The organism is Clostridium sp. SGI.024, assembly GCF_050315195.1.
Taxonomy (GTDB): Bacteria; Bacillota; Clostridia; order Clostridiales; family Clostridiaceae; genus Clostridium.
The window spans coordinates 104,295-125,481 of the sequence record NZ_JBNPON010000003.1; the positions used below are offsets into that span (position 1 = coordinate 104,295).

Genomic DNA, 21,187 nt, shown 5'->3' on the forward strand with positions numbered 1-21,187 from the left:
AATATGGCTAAGTCTAATAATAGAAAGCACAAAACAGATGGAACTATTCCTATGAAAAGTAAAAATGTTGCAACACCAATAAATTCAAATAATATATCAACTTCATTTTATAGCTACCCAAATAAGTCAGAAGTTGCTAGAAAAAGTAAAACCAATCAATTCTATTAATAAGAAATAATTATTTTAGATAACCACTTAATTATCTTATTTTTTTCATCGATAATTAAAGTGGTTATCTTTTTTATTTATTCAATAAATTTTAAACAACACCCTTGGAATTTCCTATATAAATGAGTTAAGTGAAAACTCTACCTATAACTACCTTAGTAGTAAATTACTAATTACTACTAATAATGTACTTGAAAGAAAAACAATTTTTCTTGTTAATTATTTCTACCATTCATCATTCTATTTCTTGATCCATCACATTATCTATTTACTTGATTTCCTGCAATTTTCTCATCACTTGCTAAATCAATTAAATATCTTTCTTTCTCTAAATATAATTTCATTACTTTACTAATTTGTTTCTCATCCTCTACTATAAGTAACCTCTCCATATTTCCTACATAAATATATACCCATTTATTAATTAAATGCTTTCTATTATTATCTCATTATTATTATTCAAATGGAAATCTTATAGCTAATTCTGCTAGAGTAAAATTAATTTCATCTTCAGTGGCATAAGAGTTATTGCCAAAAAATAATCCAGGATGATTTTCTAATCTATTTAGTATAAACAAAATATAATAGTTTAAAGGAGATATATTAATTACATTGGTATATAGAGAAAGAATTGCATTGTTATTTGATATTACTATTATTAGTTCTGGATTATAGTCCACTGTTATATCTGGCTTATTTTCAAGAGTAGTATTAATAAAATCATTAGCGGCTTCATTATTATGAATAGTATTTTCTTTGTTATGCTTTATATTTCCAATCTCAACCTCATTTATATATAACCCTACTAAAAAAGTATCCAAGCTAATTTGTAAATTAGTTTGTACATTTGAACATCCAAGTGAATAACAACCTGTTGTGGAATTATCAATTTGTGAATTTGTACTTATAAAATAAAACACTCTATTATTATTTTTAAAAATTAATTCACCATCTTTAATTATGGGATTAGAATTCCCTAATAATTCACTACAAGGTGGAACTTCTCCACCAGCAAATGGATTACAATTATCTTTACTCACTTATATCATCACAACCTTAAGAATTACTCTATATAAATTTATAATAAGTATTCATACCAATATATTCTATTTGTATTAATATTTATGTATAATTAAATTATAAACTATACTTTATAGAAGGATTGGAATTTTAATGGAAACAAAATATTTGATAGTCATATCTTTTGATGCTGTATCATCAGAGGATATTAATAAACTAAAGAAATTAAATAATTTTAAATACTTAATAGATAATGGAAGCTTAATAACAAATGTTGAAAGTGTATACCCTACTTTAACCTATCCTGCACATGCTACAATTATGACAGGAAGGTATCCTAAAAATCATGGGATAATTAATAATACTTTAAATAAATTTTCTGATGTAAATCCAAATTGGTATTGGTATAGGAAGTATATTAAAGCAACTACATTATATGATTTAGCTTATGAAAAGGGCTTAACTACTGCTGCTTTATTATGGCCAGTTTCTGGACGCAGTAATATAACTTATAACTTAACAGAAATTTTTGCTCCAAAGCCATGGCAAAATCAATTAGTTATGTCAGCTCTATCTGGAAGTATTAAATATCAATTAGATTTAAATAAGCGTTTTGGTCACTTAAGAAAAGGGTTATCTCAACCTGCTTTAGATAATTTTGTACATGAATCAGTAAAATATACTATTTCTAAGTATAAGCCTAATTTATTACTTATTCACTATACCGACGTTGATACTAATAGGCATTACCATGGATATAATAGCAAAGAAGCTAATGATGCTTTATTTAGACATAATGAAAGATTGGGAGATATAATAGATACTTTAAAGAAAGCAAATATCTTTGAAGATAGTACTATTGTAGCTTTAGGAGACCATAGTGCCTTAGATGGTGATTATATGATCAGGCTTAACTCTTTATTTAGACAGGCTGAATTAATTAAAGTTAATAAAAAAGGAATAATTAAATCTTACAAGGCTGTGGCTAAAAGCTGTGATGGTTCTTCTTATGTATATTTAAAGAATAAAAATGATACTGAAACTTATAAGAAAGTTACAGAATTATTAGAAAGCCTTAAAAATAGCAAGGATTCACCTATTGATTTTATCTTAACCTCAGAGGAAGCTGAAAAAGAAGGGGCTGATCCTACTTGTAGCTTTATGGTTGAAGGTAATAATAATTTTTATTTTGTTGATGAAGCTTTAGGAAGTGTAATTGAAAAGGTTAAAGAAAAGGAAATTGGAAAGATATCTCATAGAACTAAGGCAACTCATGGATATCACCCTAAAAAGCCTAATTATAACACCTTCTTCTTGGCTTATGGCAAGGGTATTAAAAAAGGATTAGAAATTAATGGTGGTAAACTTATAAATCATGGCCCTACTCTTGCTAAAATTTTAGGTGTTAACTTTGGAGAAACTGACGGAAAAATTGAAGAAGGAATTTTTGAGTTATAGATAAATGCAAATTATTTTATAGAATCTGAATTATACTTATAAGTTATGGAGGGAATATATGAAAAGTTTAACGAAACAGGAAAAGAGTTGGGCATTTTATGATTGGGCTAATTCTGCTTATTCAATGACCATTACCTCTACTGTATTACCTATTTATTTTAAATCAGTTGCAGAAGCTGGAGGTATGTCTGCTTCAAACTCTACAGCTCTTTGGGGCTATACAATTTCTTTTTCTACAATGATAGTATCCTTACTTGCCCCAATTCTAGGTACTATTGCAGATTATAAAGGAAATAAGAAAAAGTTTTTTAAGTTTTTCTTTAGTATTGGTGTATTATTTACAACTTTACTTGCTTTTATTCCAGAAAATAATCCTATTTTATTGTTAATATGTTATGGGTTTACCTTAGTTGGATTTTCCGGAACTAATATTTTCTATGATGCATTTTTAATAGATGTCACTAACAAGGATAGAATGGATAAAATTTCATCCTATGGTTTTGCTCTTGGATATATTGGAAGTACAATTCCGTTTATAATTTCAATAGCAGTTGTTTTACTTACTCAAAAGGAAATTCTACCTATAAGCCTTCCTCTTGCATGTAAAATTACCTTTTTAATTACATCTATTTGGTGGCTTATATTTACTATTCCTATACTTAAGAATGTAAATCAAATATATTATGTTGAACCTGAAAAGAGTCCTGTAAAAAAATCTTTTAAAAGATTATTTTCTACACTTAAGGCTATTAAAAGTCATAAAAATATATTCTTATTTTTAATAGCATACTTCTTCTATATAGATGGTGTAGATACTATTATAGGTATGGCTTCCTCCTATGGAACAGACCTTGGGATTTCTATGGTATCCTTACTTATAATTTTGCTATTAACTCAGTTTGTAGCTTTCCCATTTACAATTTTATATGGTAAGCTATCTGAAAAGATTGGTGCTAAAAAACTACTTTATGTTGGAATAATTACCTATACTATAATATGTATCTATGCATATTTTATAAAGACTACCATAGACTTTTGGATATTAGCTATGGCAGTAGGCTCTGCTCAAGGTGGTATTCAAGCTATTTCTAGATCCTTCTTTGGAAAGATGGTACCTAAGGAAAATGCAAATGAATTTTTTGGTTTCTATAATATCTTTGGAAAATTTGCAGCTATTATGGGCCCATTACTTATGGCTATAATAACTCAAGCAACTGGACAAACTAGAAATGGAATTTTAAGTTTAATTCTTTTATTTGTTATAGGATTTATTTTCTTAATAAAGGTTAAAGAAGAAATTTCTTAAAGTAAAAGTTGATGAGGAATAATTAATTAGTTTATTATCCTAGAAACACATAAAGGAGCTGTTCACTATTTTTTAGTGCTACAGCTCCTTCTTTAATATATATTTAATTTATGGGCTTATACTTAATCTTATATTAATAAATCATAACATTTCACAAATTGCATAAAATTATGCAAATAATTTATATTTTTTAATGAAATCCTCTGAAAACTATACTCATTTCTTTAAATATATCGTATATTATTGCTAAGTAGAATATTTTTTTTAATTCTACTATAAATTTTTTTAAAGAATAGGAGGAATGATTTGTGAAAACAAAAAAGAAGAAAAATGACTTTGAAGAAATCATTAAAGAAAAGAAATCTAGGAGTAAGCAACCAAAGTACAGAATTACTAAATTATCAGTGGGCGTAGTTTCTTGTATAATAGGATGGACAATGTGCTTTGGTAATACTGGCATTGTAAAAGCAGAAGGAATTCAACCTAATGCAATTGTACTAAATAGTGAAGAAAGTACAAGTGAACCTGAAACAATTACAACCGAGGATCCAGCCAAAGAAAATAATACTACAGAAGCAAAAATTAGCGATGATGAGAAAGCTAAGGTTATTAATGCAACTGTAAGTGCACTTAAATCTATTGACTATGATACTAATGAAAAAATTTCTGGTAAGCTAGCATCAAAACAATACAGAATGACTGAAATACTATATAAAAAAGTAGATATATTTAAAAAGACTGGTAAAAAAATTGCAGATATAACTGATGCAGAAGCAATAGCAGAACTTAATAAGGAAAATCCAGAAGTAGAATTATATAGAAATACCTTTAAAGATATTCAAAAGGATATTGAAAGTGTTATTAGCAAATTATTAGATACTTCTTCTACTTTAGCTACTAATCGCGAAAAAAATTCAGAATATTACGTAAATAAAATAACTAGTAAAAAAGAAGAATTATTGTTAGGCTTAACTTATATAGATAGACTTTACGATTTTAAATTTGGTGATAAAAATCTTAAAGACATATTAATTTATAATCCAAGTACATATGGAAAAACAGTAGATCCTATAGATTGGTTAATTGAAGTTGGTTCTTTAACTGGAGCAGACTATCAGTTTTCAAATAACTTAAACACATTTAACAAAATTTTTGTTGGAAAAATTACAGATGACAGATCATTAACTGCTTTCTTAGAATCAAACAAAAATAAATTTATACCTAACAAATCTATGAATGAGTGGTTTAAAGAAGCTAGTAAGGCATTCATCGTAGAAGGACAATCAAAAGAAAATCCAAATATAAATGTTGGATTATATACAAAATTAGCTTCTGAGGAAAGAACAAAATCTCATATACTACCACTCTTAACAGTACCTGAAAATAGTATTTATGCTATTTCTAATTCAGCTAGTATAACTTATGGATTAGTAGATACCTATGTTAATCGTAATCTAAAAACTTCTAACCCTAATTTATATAAGGAAAAAATTAAAGAATTTGAAGAAAAATTAAAATCAGCATCTGATTCTCAAAGTGAATTTATAGATTTTTGGTATAGAATTGGAAAAGAAAATCTTCATGGATTATTAAAAACTAATAGAATTGTTATTGATAGTCATAGATTATATACTGATTCTTATACTTATAATACTCAGAATGAATGGTCACCTAAATCAGGAGATAAAGCTTCCATTGGAATAAAGGAATTTATTGTTCCACTTAATATGTATGGCAATTACTTACAAGCTGATGGACAAGCAGAAGGAACAGGAATTAGATTCTTCTTAGCAAAAGCATTGGAGGAAAGAGGTCTTTCTACATATACTCATGAAATGACACATCATTTAGAAAAAAGTGTTTGGATGAATAATTTTGGAAAACGTGATGGATTAGACTCGGAATTCTATGCAAGAGGATTATATGAATCTTATTACTTAAATGATCCAATATTTAATATTAACTTAATTTTTAATAAAGAAAGTGATGACAGATACCAAAATTCTTCCCCAACTCGTTTCCAAGACGAAAACGATGTACAACAATATATGAAAGGGCTATTTGATGTATTGTATACATTAGATTATGCTGAAGCAGATGTAGTATTACAAAAGGATACAGCAATAAAACAAAAATGGTTTAACAAGTTAGAACAAGTAGATGGTACTAGAGTAAGATTTAATAAGGGTGAAGGAAACTCTGTACATAAGATAGATAAATTCTCAAATATCTCTATGGAAGAAGCAGGACAATTAACTGATATAAATAGTCTTATTGATAATAATATAATTGCTTCTAGATATGAATTTATGGGAAGAGATAGGACTGGAGTAGCAGAAAGTAATGGATATTATGTAGTACCTTTATTTTCACCAATTTATGCAGGGGTACAAAACAACCAAGGGGTATCAGGAGATATCATTACAAGAAGGCTTTCATACGAGCTTCTTGCAGAGTATGGATATTATAACGGATTAGTTCCATACATTTCTAATCAATATAAGGTTGATGCTACAAATGAAGGTAAAGTTTTATCAGATGAGTATATATTAAATAAGATATTTAATGGTAAATACAAGAATATGGCAGAATTTAAGAAAGCTATGTTTGCTGAACGTATTAATAATACTGATAAATTAACTACTGTAACTATTAACTGGAATAATCAAAATCATACAATAGATAGCTTTGATAAGCTTAAAGAACTTATGACTCAAGCAGTAAATATGGATTTAGCAAATCCAAATACTTCAATAGAAGGATATAGTAGACTACAACCAAAGTATACAGAAGTTGAAAAATTGAAGGCTGCAATATTTAAAGCCTACTTAAAGAGTACAAATGATTTTGAAACTTCAATATATAAATCTCCTTCTTACTCAGAACAATATACAGTAACTGATGGAACTGTTACTAAAGAATATGGACAAACTGCTACAGAAAATGAAATTAAAAATGCTATAACTAAAAATGCACCAGATGATAAAGTTAAGAGTGTTGATATTTCAGGAGCAATTCCAACTACAGGAAAAAATAACATTATAGAAGTTACTGTTACTTATACAGATGATACTGTAGATAAAGCTAAAGTAACTTTAAGTTATAAAGATGCTTCTAATAAGTATTCACCAACAGCAAAAACAATTGAAGTGGAAAAGGGTGCAACAGTAAAAGCAGAAGATGTAATATCAAACAAGGATACTCTTCCACAAAATACAAAATATGCATGGAAGAATACTTTAAATACCAATACTGCTGGTACTATAAATGGAGTTGTAGTAATTACTTATCCAGATTCAAGTAAAGATGAAGTAACTGTAAATATAAAAGTTAATGAGCTAGTTCAATTAAAAGTAGAAACTTATGCAGAAAAATATACAGCAATTGGTGGAAATATAAATAAGGAATATGGGCAAATTGTTACAGAAAATGAAATTAAGAATGCAATAATAATAGATGCACCAAAGGATAAGATAAAGAAAATTGATGTTTTAAGTAATATTCCAACTATGGGTAGGCTAAATATGGTAGAAACTACTGTAACTTATACTGATAATAGTACAGATAAGGTTATAGTAACTGTAATGTATTCAAGGGCTTCTATAAAATATCGTCCAATAGCAAAGGTAATTGAAGTTCAAAAAGGTGAAATACCAAAAGCTGAAGATATCATATATAATAAGTATAGCTTGCCAGAAGGTACAACTTATTCTTGGAAGTACACACCTAATACCTCTAAAGCTGGTTATGTAATTGTTACTGTAGTTGTTACTTATCCAGATTTAAGTACAGATGAAGTTTCTATAAATATTAAAGTTAATGACTAAATTCATTAAAGGTAGATACTACAAAGTCTTTTGATTTTACTATTCTACATTTTTAATAAAGGAGTTGCTTAGGCAACTCCTTCCTTAATACTAATTAACTTTTTTTTGCTTTTATTCCTTGTTCAAAATACTTCATAAATTTTTTAGCAACTTCTTCATGATCATACTCTTTTTCATTGATAATTTCATAAAGTGCTGCTGAAACTAAAACCCCAACTAAACTATAACTTAAAAGTTCTGGGTCCTCATCTTTTATAAAGCCACCAATTATACCAGCTTTAAATTTAGATGTGCTATTATCTATAAGAGTTTTTATTTCATCTCTAAGCATATCATTACGCTCTTCATTTCCCCATAGCTGACTTATTATAACTTTAAATAAATCCTTATTCTCATATACATATTTAAGCATTACCTTAACAGATTCTTGTATTATTTCATAAGGATTATCCATGCCTTCAGTTGCTTTTTCAACTTCTTCATGAATAAGGTTCATACCTTCCTTAATAATAAATATGAAAAGTTCTTCTTTGCTTTTAAAATGATAATATAAACTTCCCTTTGCAACACCAGCTTTTGCAACTACTTCATCCATAGTGGCACCAGTATAGCCACTTTTTGAAAAAACCTTTATGGCAGATTCAAAAATAGCTCTTTTTGTCTTATTCATTTACTCTCCACCTTCTTAGAAATTATCCTTACGGATACGATTATAATAATCTATAACATTTCTATTATACTCTTTATTAATATTAATGGAGGTTAAAAGAAAATCTGCAGTTGATTTACTCATAGCAACAGCTACATCATATAAAACTGCTATTCTTAATAAAGCTTTAACATCAGGATCATGAGGCTGAGATGTTAATGGATCCCAAAAGAAAATCATAATATCAATATCACCATTTACTATAGCTGCACCTATTTGTTGGTCTCCACCCATAGGGCCACTTTTAAAGCCTTCTACTTTTAAACCTGTTTTCTCACTAATAATCTTTGCTGTAGTTCCTGTACCACAAAGTATATGCTTGCTTAATTCTTCTTTATTTTCTTCTGCCCAGCTTAATAGAGCTTCTTTCCTATTATCATGAGCAATAAGAGCTATCTTCTTTTCAACTTCCATTGTATAATCTTCCATAATTCTCCCCCGTATCATACACATTCAATTTACACTATTAATAAAATTATACATAAATGAAAATTAATTTACAATGGTATTAGGTTCATATAATAACTACTATTTTAAGCTTTCCTTTATCCTTTAGAATTAAATTGTTATCTTGCTTTTCTCCATTTATAAAAATACCTTTTTCCTTGCCTCTTCTAATTAATATATTATAATCTTCTAATTTATTTTTAATATTTATTTCATATTCCTTCCATTCATCTGGTACACAAGGCTTAATAATATAGCCCTTTCCTTCTACCTTTTTTAAACCTAAAATATCTTCTATACCTACCTTATACATCCAACCAGAAGCTCCAGTATACCAGCTCCAGCCTCCTCTTCCTCCATGAGGCTCTTTAATATAAACATCTGCACACATTACATAGGGCTCCACCTTATACCTTCTTGCTTCTAATTCTGTATTAGAATGATTTATAGGATTTATCATATTGTAATACTTCCAAGCCTTACTTCCCATACCTAGCTTTGTTAGTGCAAGGATTACCCAAACAGCAGCATGAGTATATTGACCTCCATTTTCCCTAACTCCTGCTACATAGCCTTTAATATATCCTGGTTCCAATGAAGACTTATCAAAAGGTGGTGCTAATAATTTAATTAAACCTTTATCTTTATCCACAAGATATCTATCTACAGCTTCCATAGCTTCTATTGCTCTTTCTTCTTTTGCAGCCTTTGATATTATAGCCCAACTTTGAGCTATAGAATCTATCTTACACTCATCATTTTCTCTTGAGCCTAAAGGCTTACCATTATCAAAATAAGCTCTTCTATACCAGCCTCCATCCCAAGCTTCCTTTTCTAGATTTTCTTTTATAAATCCCTTAAAACCTTCATATTCCTGTGATTTTTCAACATCATTTTTATATCTGCAAAGTTCCTCAAAGCCATCTAGTATCTTATATAAGAACCAGCCAACCCATACACTTTCTCCCTTACCCTTATTACCCACAGTACTCATGCCATCATTCCAGTCACCACTGCCCATTAAAGGTATATTATGATTCCCAAATTTTAATCCTCTATCTATAGCTTTTAAACAATGTTCATAAATACTTCCTTCTTTATTTGATACGTTAACTATAGTATATCTTTCATCCTCTCCAGATTTTAATGGCTCATCTTCTAAATATGGAGCTTTTTCATCTAAAATACTATAATCTCCGCTTGACTTAATATATTCAATCGTAACATAAGGTAACCATAATAAATCATCAGAAAATCTAGTTCTTATTCCAGAGTTAATAATTGGATGCCACCAATGCTGAACATCACCTTCTAAATATTGTCTAGATGCACTTCTTAATATTTGTTCTCTAGTTATAGATGGGTTTAAAATTCCTATAGACATAGAATCTTGAAGTTGATCTCTAAATCCATAAGCTCCACCACTTTGATAAAAAGCAGTTCTTGATAAATATCGGCAGCTTAAGGTTTGATACATTAACCAACCATTTAAAAGATAGTCCATAGAAGTATCTGGTGTCTTAACTTGTATATTTCCTAGGAAATTTGACCAATATTCTTTTACTTCCTCTAAGGCAGTATAAACATTTTCTATAGCCTTATATTTATTTATTTTTTCTTCTATTAAGGCTTCCTCTTCTTCTTCACCTAATAATATAACTATTTCCTTTTCTTCTCCTGCCTCTAAATTAATATTTAATTGAGAAGCTAAACATGGATCGTAGATGCTTCCAGATAAATTATTTAAATTAGTTTCACTTAAAGCCTTTGGATTACTTAAATCTTCACCTATTCCAATAAAGTTTTTTCTATCGCCAGTGAAAAATTGCTTTTCTTCTCCTTGTATAGATAAATAAGCCTTTAGCTTACCAAAATATTTAGAATATGGATTAATACCATAAATATAATTATCTTTTTTCTTAGTACTTATATATTTAGAACTTCCATAGTTATATACTCCAAGTACTAATTGAGCGTAATAAAACAAAGATAAATTTCTATCATTAGTTGATAAGTTCTTAAGCTTTACCTTACATATTTTTAATTTTTCATTATTTGGACTAAATACCTTCATCTCGCCTTTAATGCTATAAGCTGTATGCTTAAAAGTAGAATATCCAAAACTATGCTTTATAATATATTCTCCACCATCTCTAACAGGCATAGGAGTAATTGTAAAATAAGCACCACTTGCATTATCTCTAATATATAAAGCTTCACCACTTGGATCAATTACCCAATCGTTACTCCAAGGTGTTATTTTATTTTCTCTACTATTTCCACACCAAGTATAAGTAGAACCTACTTCAGAAATATGGAACCCAAAATCTTTATTAGAAATTACATTTATCCAAGGAGCAGGAGTATTTGCATAATCCTTAAGCTTAATAACATAACTTTTATCTTTTTTATTAAAGCCTCCATAACCATTAAAGAAATCTAAGTCCAATTCTTCCTCTAGCTCTTCATTAAAAGCAACTAAAGACTCTTTAAAATCAAAGGACCTTTCATAATTATCTATATTAGTATTTTCTTTAAATTTTTTAATATCTAAAGCTTCTTTTAATAGTTCCTTTTCAATTAAATCTTCAGTTTTTAGCTTATCTTCTTTCTTTCCAAAACTCTTAATATAATCTCCTTCATTAATATTAACCTTTATTCTATTTATAGGTGCTACTGCTTCGCTATTTTTATATTTATCATAATTATAATTAACAGCTTCAATTAATTGCTTTGATAAATTGCCCTTTTGTGAATCAATATATATCCTAGAAATTCCTATTAAAAAGTCTCTTACTTCTTCATTCATAGTAGCTTTATTATGAATAAATAATCCACCTGATTTATTTATATATTCTCTTTCTAAGGAATTATTAATCGTTGATATAATATCCTTTTGAAGGGGCTCTTCATAGGAAACTTCTTCTTCATTGTAAATTATCAAATCACATTTAATTCCCTTATTTCTAAAATAGTAATGCATATTAATTGTTTGTCTTAATAAATCAATATCCTCTTCACTATAAATAACTAATAAAATTATAGGCAAATCTCCAGATATTCCATATGCCCATAAGTTTTCTTGATTCATGCTAATATTTCTAATATAATCTTCTCTATTTTTTCTACCACTATGTAAATAAAGTAAATATGCTGCTAAGCTTTGATAAATATTAGCTTGTGCTGACCTAATTCCAATATGCTTAAGCTCTAATGAGTTTGAATAATTATAGGCATCTAAAGATTTTTCAATAATAGGAATGTCCTTATACTTATCTATTAAGCTTAAAACTTCTTCCTTTGACTCTCCTACCCCTGTTAAATAATATATACTTTCTTCTTCACCTGGTTTTAAGGTAACTCTGCATCTAATACTCATAATTGGATCTAATACTGTTCCAACTGTATTTTGTAGTGGTGCATCATTATCCATAACCTTTGGTGATTTTAAATTTCTATTTCTCCCAATAAAATTCAGCCTTGAGGTTTCATAAGTTATATCTCCTTCAAGTTCTTTATTACTAACTAAATTATGAAAAATATAATGAGTTATAGCACCTTCTGCTCTTGGCCTTCTATTTCCAATTAATGCTTTTGCCTCCTCATCATATTCTGTACTTATAAAAAGGTTTGAGAAACTTGGATGAACAGCATCACCTTCAAAGGATTGAAGTGTTACTTCTAAATAACTAGTTATCTCTAAGGTTCTTTGTTTTTCTCCATTATTTTTTAAGGTTATTTTTCTAAATTCTAGGTTATCTTCACTTGATAGCATAACTTCATATTTTGTACTGATATTTCCATCATTTCTTTCAAATCTTGCCTTATCTAAGGTAAATTCAACTAAATAATCATCCTTTTCTTCTTTGCAAGGTTCATAGGTAGCACTCCAATAATCATTAGAATTTAAATTTTTTATATAGAAAAACATTCCACTAGAATCAGAAGTGCTGTCACCCTTCCATCTGTAAACTGTCATATCATTTTTCTTAGAATATCCACTTCCACTATCTGAAATCATAGTTGAATAACTTCCATTTGAAAGTAATAAAACCTCTGGATTTTCTTTTTTACTTCCCTTAAATACTCTTGGTATAAATTCTTCTCTCTCAACTATTTTTTTATTATAAGTACTCACATCTACATCTCTATCAAATACTATATACTCTGGAACTTTTTCCTTTAATAATATTTCTGCTGATTTAATTTCTGGTATATTATGAAATCTTTCTTTTAATATATTGTTATTTATTACATTATCTAAGGCTAAAAGAGACATACCTAGATGATGAACCATATAACATCTTACTTCTTTAGAATTATCTTTTCCTTCACTATAATCTATTGCTTCAATAAAACCATATCTTCCATAAGCATTTATATCATATAAATTTTTTAAATTTTCTAATGAAGCTTTTGTATCTAAGGGTAAAGTCATAATAGATGAATATGGAGAAATTACTAATTCTTCATCAAGACCTCTCTTTAATCCAATTCCAGGTACACCAAAGGCTTTATATTGATATACTTGATTAAGATCAAATACATAATAAGCTGATTCTGATATACCCCATGGTACATCTTTTTTATCTCCATAGGTTCTTTGAGCCTTAATAACTGAAGAATAAGTTAATGACCAAATAGTATTGTTGAAGGACTTCATAATTTGATAGGGCATAAAGTATTCGAACATTGTTCCACTCCAGGATGCAAGAGTTTTAAAGCCAAAAACCTTACTTATATTTCTATTTAAGTTATACCAATGTTCCTTTGGAATTTCTCCCCTAGCTATTGTTAAGAATGAGGTTATTCTAGATTCTGAGGCCATTAAATCATAATAAGAATTTCCTAATGAGTTTTCTTCTACATTGTATCCAATAGAAAATAATCCTCTATCCTTGTTATATAGAAAATCAAACTTCATATCCTCCATAATGCTTTCAATTTCTGATGCTAAAACTATTAATCTTTCATCAAATTCTTTTAACTTAATTATTTTTTTATCTAATATTTCTTTATATTCTTCACCTGAAGCTTCCTTAATATCTTCTAATATATCTATTATTTGAAGTAAGGTTGGAACCTTATAATTCTTTAAAGACTCTATAACTATTTTTTCTATCCCCTCAAAAATAAAATCATAGAAATCTATTTTAGCTTCAATTTGCTTTTGTAATTTTCTAAGCCAATACTTTTCCTTATCTTTATTTTCTTCTAAGTTATCATCAAAACTTTCTAATCTTGCTTTCACTTTAGTTAATTCTTCTTTTAATATATTTTTATATTCTCTTATATCTATATCATCTGGAATACCATCATAAAACTCTTCTTTATCATCTTTTCTTACTAATTCATAAGTATCCTTTAAAGCTAATATTTCTTTTTCTCTAATTATTGATTTATTTCTAAAACTCTGAATTTCTTCCTTAATTATCCACAGGTAACCTAAAAGATTTCCACTATCAACTGTGGATACATATCTTGGCCATAGGGATAACTTTGTTTTTGTATCATACCAATTTAAATAGTGTCCCTTATATTTTTCTAAATTTCTCATTCCATCTATACTAAGCTCAAGTCTATATATAACTTCACCTATAGATAAATACCCTAAATCATAAGCAACAATATTACTTATTAATCCCATTCCTATGTTAGTTGGTGATGTTCTATGAGCTATTCCTTTATAGGGCTTTTCTTGATAATTATCTGGTGCTAAATAATTATTTTCTTCATTAACAAAGTCCTCGTAATATGCCCAAATCCTTCTTGATAGTTCTCTTAGAAAATCTTCCTCTTCAATTTCTAACCTATCTTTAACTATTATTTCTTCCTTGGATATTTTGCAGGCTATAAATGGAGATAAAGCCCATAATATAGCAATAGGTATTGTAATTACTATTATTCCATAGGAATTTAAAAAGCTTAAAATCAATGTTATTGCAGCTATAACTACACTTATCCACATTTTCTTGTAATACCATGAATAAGTAGTTTCAACTGATGATTCTACCTTCTCTGCTGTTTTCCATTGAAGTAAATTTTTCTTAGATACAGTTAATCTATATAAACTTCTAAATATTGCATCTAACATTAAATAAGCTTGATATGGTATAAAGCTTATTATTAATATAATTTGTCTTAAGTTTTTAAAGCTACCCATTAATTTTCTTTTTGGCGTTACTACAAAATCTGTAACTGTAAAAACTAAGGGTATTATAATTGCTAAAAATAACAAAACTGCTATTTGTATTGCGTTACTTAAAATAGTTAGTGTTGCAATAAAGCCAATTAAAAGACTAGGAGCAAGTAAGCTTCTTCTTAAATTATCCAATATTTTCCACTTAGATAGTAATGATAATTTTTTAAAAAATAAAAAGGTAGATAGCTGCCAATCTCCTCTAACCCATCTATGTAATCTTAATGCACTAGATATATAGCTTGATGGATAACCATCTACTAACTCAATATCAGTAACTAAAGCGCATCTTGTTAATAAGCCTTCAATTAAGTCATGAGATAAAACTTTATTATCTTTAATTTCATCCTTTAAAATACTATAAAAGCTATTAATTTCTATTATCCCTTTCCCTGTAAATATTCCTTCATTAAATAAGTCCTGATATATATCTGATGAAGCTATAGAGTAAGCATCTACCCCTGAATCCCCTGCAAATATCTCTGAAAAGTATGTTTTGTGTTTATCTTCTAAACTAACGCTTATCTTTGGTTGCATTATACTGTAGCCTCTTACTACTTTGCCATCTTTAACATAAGGCTTATTTAAAATATGGCTCATAGCAGATATTAATTTTCTTGCACTATCTATAGGTAAAAAGGTGTCACTATCTAAAGTAATTATGTATTTTGAATCTATTAAGTTACTTATATCACTACTTATTATATTGTAACTTGTATTTTTATCACCTTTAATTAAGGCCATAAACTCCATAAGTTTTCCTCTTTTTCTTTCATAACCCATATATATATCTTCACATTTATTAAATTGTCTTTTTCTATTTAAAAAGAAAAACTTATTATTATCTTTTGAATATTTATTATTTAAGTTATTTGCAAGCCTTATTCCTTCTTCATTAATAACCTTATCTTGTAATTCTATTTCTTTTTCACTATCAGATAAATCTCCAAGTAATGCAAAGGAAATATTATCATCTCTATTTCCTAAATAATAAACTTCTAACTTTTTCATTAGATTTCTTACATCTCTACTATCACTTAGTATAGCTGGAATCACTACAATAGTTTTCTCATTATCAGGCACTCCATTGGAATAATTCATCTTTGGAATAAAGGTAACTCTTGTGATTTTTGCCATAAACCAATTATATAAAGCAATTACTATTTCACTTGAGGGAATTAGCATTAATATAAAAGCAAATATATATTGAGAAAGACTAAAGGTTAAAGGAATAAAATAAGTTAATAAAAGAATTACTAAATCTACTGCTATAGTTCCAATTAATATAGATAATATATAAGCACCTTGAGATAAGCTTCTATTTATATTTTTATTTAAATGAAATCTTTTTAAAAGTTCTTCTAAGCCATCATCAACTATGTAATATCCAATATGTTTTTTGAAGATATCTTTATTATCTAAATGTAAGCTACTAAGCTCTAAAGCTGTTTTTATTAAATCAATTTCACTTATATTAGTTTTTCTTGAAATTTCTTCAACTCTATGCCTATAGTAATCCTTAGTTTGAAAATCCATTTCATTATAAATATTTGATGGATCTTCCATTAATAACTTTTCAGCCTTAGAAGTTAAATTGAAGAATCTTTTCCAATTAACTGAATCCATTATTCTTAAGGAGTTTATATTACTTCCTATACATGTTGCTATAGCTCCTTCTTTTATATGTTCTTTTATTATTTCTTTGTCAAAGCTACTATTTTTATTTCCCTTTAATCTTTTTAAAGCAAATTTGTATATTCTTTCATCTTCTATAGAATTATCTCTTAAAATAGTAAAAAATTTATCTATAAATTCAGGTGAAAACAATCCATCATGTAAGCTTTCGGAGTCCCCCATATAATTATCTTCAAGTTTTTCTTCTACCTTATGTTCTTTATTTCTTAAAGGATATTTATCTTCTAATTTTTTTAGTATTCCTTCTAAATTATTTTTTTCATAATTAGATATAACTAAATTTGCTAGTTCTTTAGCACCAAGTCTTTGCTTTTGAAGGACTACCATATCATTAATGATTAAAGCAAGATTAATGATTAAAGCTATTCTTAGCATTAATGGAAATGCCCATAACTCACCAATTGTAAAATCTTCTTCTTGATTATTAATAAATCTTACACAATCTTCTTCAGTTACAACATTATTATTTATTTCAATATAGTCCTTTGCTAAGGAATAAATTCTTGGATAGCTAAAATCCTCAATTTCTATATTAGGTAAATTCTCAAAATAACTATAAGGCAAGTTATGCTTTATAGTTTTAAATTCCTTTTCAATTAGATAAATATTGTCTAAAAGCCACTCTGCTGATGGAATAATATCTTCCCCCCGCTTTACTAACTTATTTAAATATTTATGATTATGAAGAATTCCCTTAAAAGCATCATTTAGTTCAATTAGTACAGTTTTTCTAACTTTTCTTATTGCTTCATCCTTCACAAATAATTCCCCTTTCTTTTAGGCCTAATAAATTATATAAAATTATTATTTGCAAAAATATGAAATATTAATCATATAGAATTTAATGATTTTAAAGTATAAATATCATAAACATTTATTGACAATAGAACTACCTTGTATTACATTATAGTTAGGTACTATGTATTACAAAGTAGTCTGGGAGGTTAATATGATTTCATCACAAATGTTAAAAGGAACACTAGAAGGCTGTATCCTAGGTATAATAGACAAAAAAGAAACCTATGGTTATGAAATATTACAAAAGCTTATTGAGTATGGATTTGGTAAAATTGCTGAAGGAACTATTTATCCCTTGCTTTTAAGACTTGAAAAAAACGGGTTTATTTTAGCTACTTTTAGACAATCAGATCAAGGACCAAAGAGAAAATATTATAGTTTAACACAAGATGGTAAAAGTGAGTATTTAAAATTTATTGAAAGCTATAATGAGCTTACTAATGCTGTAAACACATTATTAGCAGATAATAAAGGGGAGAATTAATAATGAATATTAAGACTAAAAAACTACTAAAAGAAAATAATAAATTTGAAAAAAACTTAAGTAAAGAAAGTAATGAAATTCTTACTGATATAGTTGTTTATTTAAGAGGCTCTGCTATTTCTGAATATCATCAAGAAGAAGTAAGACGTGATATATCACAAATGCTTTTTGATGGTGAAAAACGTAATGAAAGTGTACGTGATATTATTGGAGAAGATTATAAAAGCTTTTGTGATGAAATAGTTAAATCTTTTCCTCCTCGAAGTAAAAAAGAAAGATTTTTAGAATGGTTAAGTACTATTTTACAAAGTTCTAGTATATTATCACTTATTTGGCTTTGTTCCTCAACTCTTACAGCTATTCTAGGTAAAAACTCTACATTTTCTATATATAAACTTCCATTAACCTTAGGGCAAATTATTACTGGAATTTTTATAATATTTTTCTCTGTTTCTATTTTGGGTTATTTCTGTAAAACAGCTTTTGATAAGTCTAAAGAAATAAATAATGTAAAAAGCTTCTTTATAGCTTGGCTAATACTATTTATAATTTCTTGTATTTTTCTCTTAATAAATTACTTCTTAAAAACTGTATTATTTTATATTCCATTTTATATTGGAATTATTATCATAATAGTTTCTTATGCACTTTCAAAAATACTTGCTAACTTAGAATAAAGTAACTTATCACCTTTTAATATTCAAACTATATATACTTTCAAACAACTTAAAATGAAGTAATTTATTATTTTTAATATTTAACTAAAAAGATACCTATAAACATAGCATTTTAAACTTACTTAGTTTATAGGTATCTTCTTTATTTAAACTCTTTTAATTTTATTGTGCAACTTTTATATCCCAATTAACTTTTTCATTTTTAAATATTCCATTATAAGCATCTAATTTGTCTTGAGTATCTATTACATATGGACTATCTTTTGATCCAGTTCCTTCAAATGCCATTTCATATTTTCCTTTTGTTATTGTTTTTAAGTCTAAAGTAATGAATTGAGCATCATATCCATTGTTTTCTTTTCTATCTTCATATAAGAAAGCAATTTTACCATCTTTTTGAATACTCATTGTAGAATATCCACTATCTCTTTGCTGAATCATATAGAAATTATCTTGACTCCAGCCATTTATAAATCCATTAACATTTACATCATTACTAGTAAGTTCTTTATAATAAATTCCTACTCCTTTTCTTGAGTTACCTAATGTAGGAAGAGATTGTAATGCTAAATATTTGTATTCCTTAGTTGTAGTATCTTTTGCATATACTATATATGTTTCTCCATTACATGCTGATCCGTTACCAAGTGTTAGTTTCTTAAAAGAAAATTCCCATTGACCTGTAGCAAATGTTGAATCATTATAAGTGAATACATTAATATTTCTTCCAGTTCCTGTTCTACTTGTAATAACTACATTACCATTAGGTAATTCTTCTATTTTAGCTTCATCTCCATTTGGTACTGGTGAAGTAGCATTCCCTAGAAGCTTCCATGTATCACCAAAGTCATCTGAATAGATAACATAGTTTCCTCCATTTGCACTACCTTTGCCAACTAAAATTGATGTATATATTCTATGATAAGCCCCAACTTTAACATATCTTGATTGCATAACTCTACCTGAAGCTGCAAATAATCTTGTCCAAGATAAATCTAAATCATAAATTTTCTTAGTTAAATCTTGAGGTTCAGAAAAAGTTTTTCCCCCATCCTCTGAAACAAGTTTTACTATTTTAATAGGATTTTTCCTAGTTGATACATAAGCACTATTTGCATGCCAGAATCCTTTATCTCCTGCTGCTGCAAGGATTATAACCTTATCTGAATTACGATCTGCTACTATTGCAGCATCTCCAAAGCCTGAAGTTGCTGTGCTATAATTTTCTGTTAAATTTACTTGATTTGACCAAGTTACACCATTATCATTTGAAGTTTTTAATAAAAGATCTATACGATGGTTTCCTAAATCTCCAGGATTATCATACCTTAAATCGTTAACAGCTAATAATGTTCCTTCATTTGTAGTTGCAATAGCTGGTATTCTATAGAAATCATTACCATATGGATTATCCCATAAAGTTATACTTCCTTGTGGTTTTGGATAATCTGGCTCATATTCTATTGTCCAAACAGTTGCTTGAGGAGAATTACTTGTATAGGTTATATAATTTCTATCTGCTCCATAAGTTAAATATTGACCATTAGAAGTAGATTTTATTTTATACCCGTGTAAAACTTTTTCAAGTAAATAGCTTCCTTTTTCACTTCCACCATTTTTATCAGAAACAACAAATGTACTATTCTTATCTGCTAAATATCTTCCATTTCCTTTAACATACCAATTTGTTCCTGCATTCCTTAAATATAAACTATTGTTTATATTTTCAATTCTCCACGCAAATTTATCATCATAATTTACATATGTACCTTTTTGTAACCAACCTTCATTTGCTCCACCACTATCATATAATGTAGTATTCTTATCATTACTATAGATAATGTAATTGTTTACAGCATCATCTCTAACTTCTTCTATTTGCCAAACACTTGCTGCAGATGTATCATTTGTAAAAGTTATATAATTCTTATCTACTCCATAAGTTAAATATTGATTATTAACTGTAGATTTTAATTTATATCCACCCTCAACTTGTTCAAATGAATAAAGTCCTTTTGCACTTCCACCATTTTTATCAGAAACAACATTTGAGTATATGTTAACCTTCTCATTACCCTTAACATAATAATTTGTTCCTTCATTTTTTAAATAGAAACCATCTCCATCTTTTTCAATCTTCCAGCTAAAGCTCTTATCAAAATCTAAATAGTTACCTTGTCTTAGCCAGCCTTCATTAACTCCGTTATCATCATATAGTGCATTTTTTGTACTACCACTATAAATAATGTAACTTTTAGATGAATCAATAGTAGCAGTATCACTTACTGTAGCTGCTTGTACTTTTGAGAAACATAATGTCATAGTTGCTATTGCACATGCCGTGGATAAAATTTTACTGAATAATTTTTTGTTCATATATTTTCCTCCAATTATTTTAT

General features: G+C 27.9%; 12 protein-coding genes. 6 read left to right on the forward strand and 6 right to left on the reverse strand.

The features are described from left to right. Positions 1 to 3: 3 nt before the first annotated feature. Positions 4 to 168 carry a hypothetical protein gene (locus ACQRD5_RS01930; RefSeq protein WP_291627508.1) on the forward strand — a complete coding sequence of 55 codons (165 nt, stop codon included), beginning with the start codon at positions 4 to 6 and terminating at the stop codon, positions 166 to 168. Positions 169 to 428: 260 nt separating this feature from the next. On the opposite strand, the gene ACQRD5_RS01935 is transcribed toward ACQRD5_RS01930, so the two are convergent. Both ACQRD5_RS01935 and ACQRD5_RS01940 read right to left on the reverse strand, forming a co-directional pair. Then, a complete protein-coding gene (locus ACQRD5_RS01935) occupies positions 429 to 560 on the reverse strand; it encodes a hypothetical protein (RefSeq protein ID WP_291627506.1) in 132 nt (43 codons plus the stop codon). Positions 561 to 623: 63 nt separating this feature from the next. Then, positions 624 to 1,208: a hypothetical protein gene (locus ACQRD5_RS01940; RefSeq protein WP_294169207.1), complete on the reverse strand. Its 585-nt coding sequence runs from the start codon at positions 1,206 to 1,208 to the stop codon at positions 624 to 626. 133 nt (positions 1,209 to 1,341) lie between these two features. Between ACQRD5_RS01940 and ACQRD5_RS01945 the strand changes: the two genes are divergently transcribed. The 3 genes from ACQRD5_RS01945 (at position 1,342) to ACQRD5_RS01955 (ending at position 7,779) form a co-directional block, all read left to right on the forward strand. Further along, positions 1,342 to 2,646 carry an ectonucleotide pyrophosphatase/phosphodiesterase gene (locus tag ACQRD5_RS01945; protein ID WP_294169205.1) on the forward strand — a complete coding sequence of 435 codons (1,305 nt, stop codon included), beginning with the start codon at positions 1,342 to 1,344 and terminating at the stop codon, positions 2,644 to 2,646. 58 nt (positions 2,647 to 2,704) lie between these two features. Then, positions 2,705 to 3,952 (forward strand): MFS transporter, encoded by a 1,248-nt coding sequence (locus ACQRD5_RS01950; protein WP_291627496.1) that lies wholly within the window; start codon positions 2,705 to 2,707, stop codon positions 3,950 to 3,952. A gap of 308 nt (positions 3,953 to 4,260) precedes the next feature. After that, a complete protein-coding gene (locus ACQRD5_RS01955) occupies positions 4,261 to 7,779 on the forward strand; it encodes a ZmpA/ZmpB/ZmpC family metallo-endopeptidase (RefSeq protein ID WP_294169203.1) in 3,519 nt (1,172 codons plus the stop codon). A 94-nt stretch (positions 7,780 to 7,873) separates the two neighbouring features. Here ACQRD5_RS01955 and ACQRD5_RS01960 read toward each other — a convergent pair whose 3' ends face one another. From ACQRD5_RS01960 to ACQRD5_RS01970, 3 genes are all read right to left on the reverse strand, one after another. Then, positions 7,874 to 8,449 carry a TetR/AcrR family transcriptional regulator gene (locus tag ACQRD5_RS01960; protein WP_291627490.1) on the reverse strand — a complete coding sequence of 192 codons (576 nt, stop codon included), beginning with the start codon at positions 8,447 to 8,449 and terminating at the stop codon, positions 7,874 to 7,876. A gap of 15 nt (positions 8,450 to 8,464) precedes the next feature. Then, positions 8,465 to 8,917 carry a methylglyoxal synthase gene (locus tag ACQRD5_RS01965; protein WP_291627488.1) on the reverse strand — a complete coding sequence of 151 codons (453 nt, stop codon included), beginning with the start codon at positions 8,915 to 8,917 and terminating at the stop codon, positions 8,465 to 8,467. Between the two features lie 85 nt (positions 8,918 to 9,002). Beyond that, positions 9,003 to 17,588 carry a GH36-type glycosyl hydrolase domain-containing protein gene (locus ACQRD5_RS01970; RefSeq protein WP_427746485.1) on the reverse strand — a complete coding sequence of 2,862 codons (8,586 nt, stop codon included), beginning with the start codon at positions 17,586 to 17,588 and terminating at the stop codon, positions 9,003 to 9,005. 190 nt (positions 17,589 to 17,778) lie between these two features. Between ACQRD5_RS01970 and ACQRD5_RS01975 the strand changes: the two genes are divergently transcribed. Both ACQRD5_RS01975 and ACQRD5_RS01980 read left to right on the forward strand, forming a co-directional pair. After that, entirely contained in the window at positions 17,779 to 18,111 is a 333-nt protein-coding gene (locus tag ACQRD5_RS01975; RefSeq protein WP_291627483.1) for a PadR family transcriptional regulator, read from the forward strand. Between the two features lie 2 nt (positions 18,112 to 18,113). Beyond that, positions 18,114 to 18,788: a hypothetical protein gene (locus tag ACQRD5_RS01980; protein WP_291627481.1), complete on the forward strand. Its 675-nt coding sequence runs from the start codon at positions 18,114 to 18,116 to the stop codon at positions 18,786 to 18,788. A 162-nt stretch (positions 18,789 to 18,950) separates the two neighbouring features. Here ACQRD5_RS01980 and ACQRD5_RS01985 read toward each other — a convergent pair whose 3' ends face one another. Then, positions 18,951 to 21,164 (reverse strand): sialidase family protein, encoded by a 2,214-nt coding sequence (locus ACQRD5_RS01985; protein WP_291627479.1) that lies wholly within the window; start codon positions 21,162 to 21,164, stop codon positions 18,951 to 18,953. Positions 21,165 to 21,187: the final 23 nt, after the last annotated feature.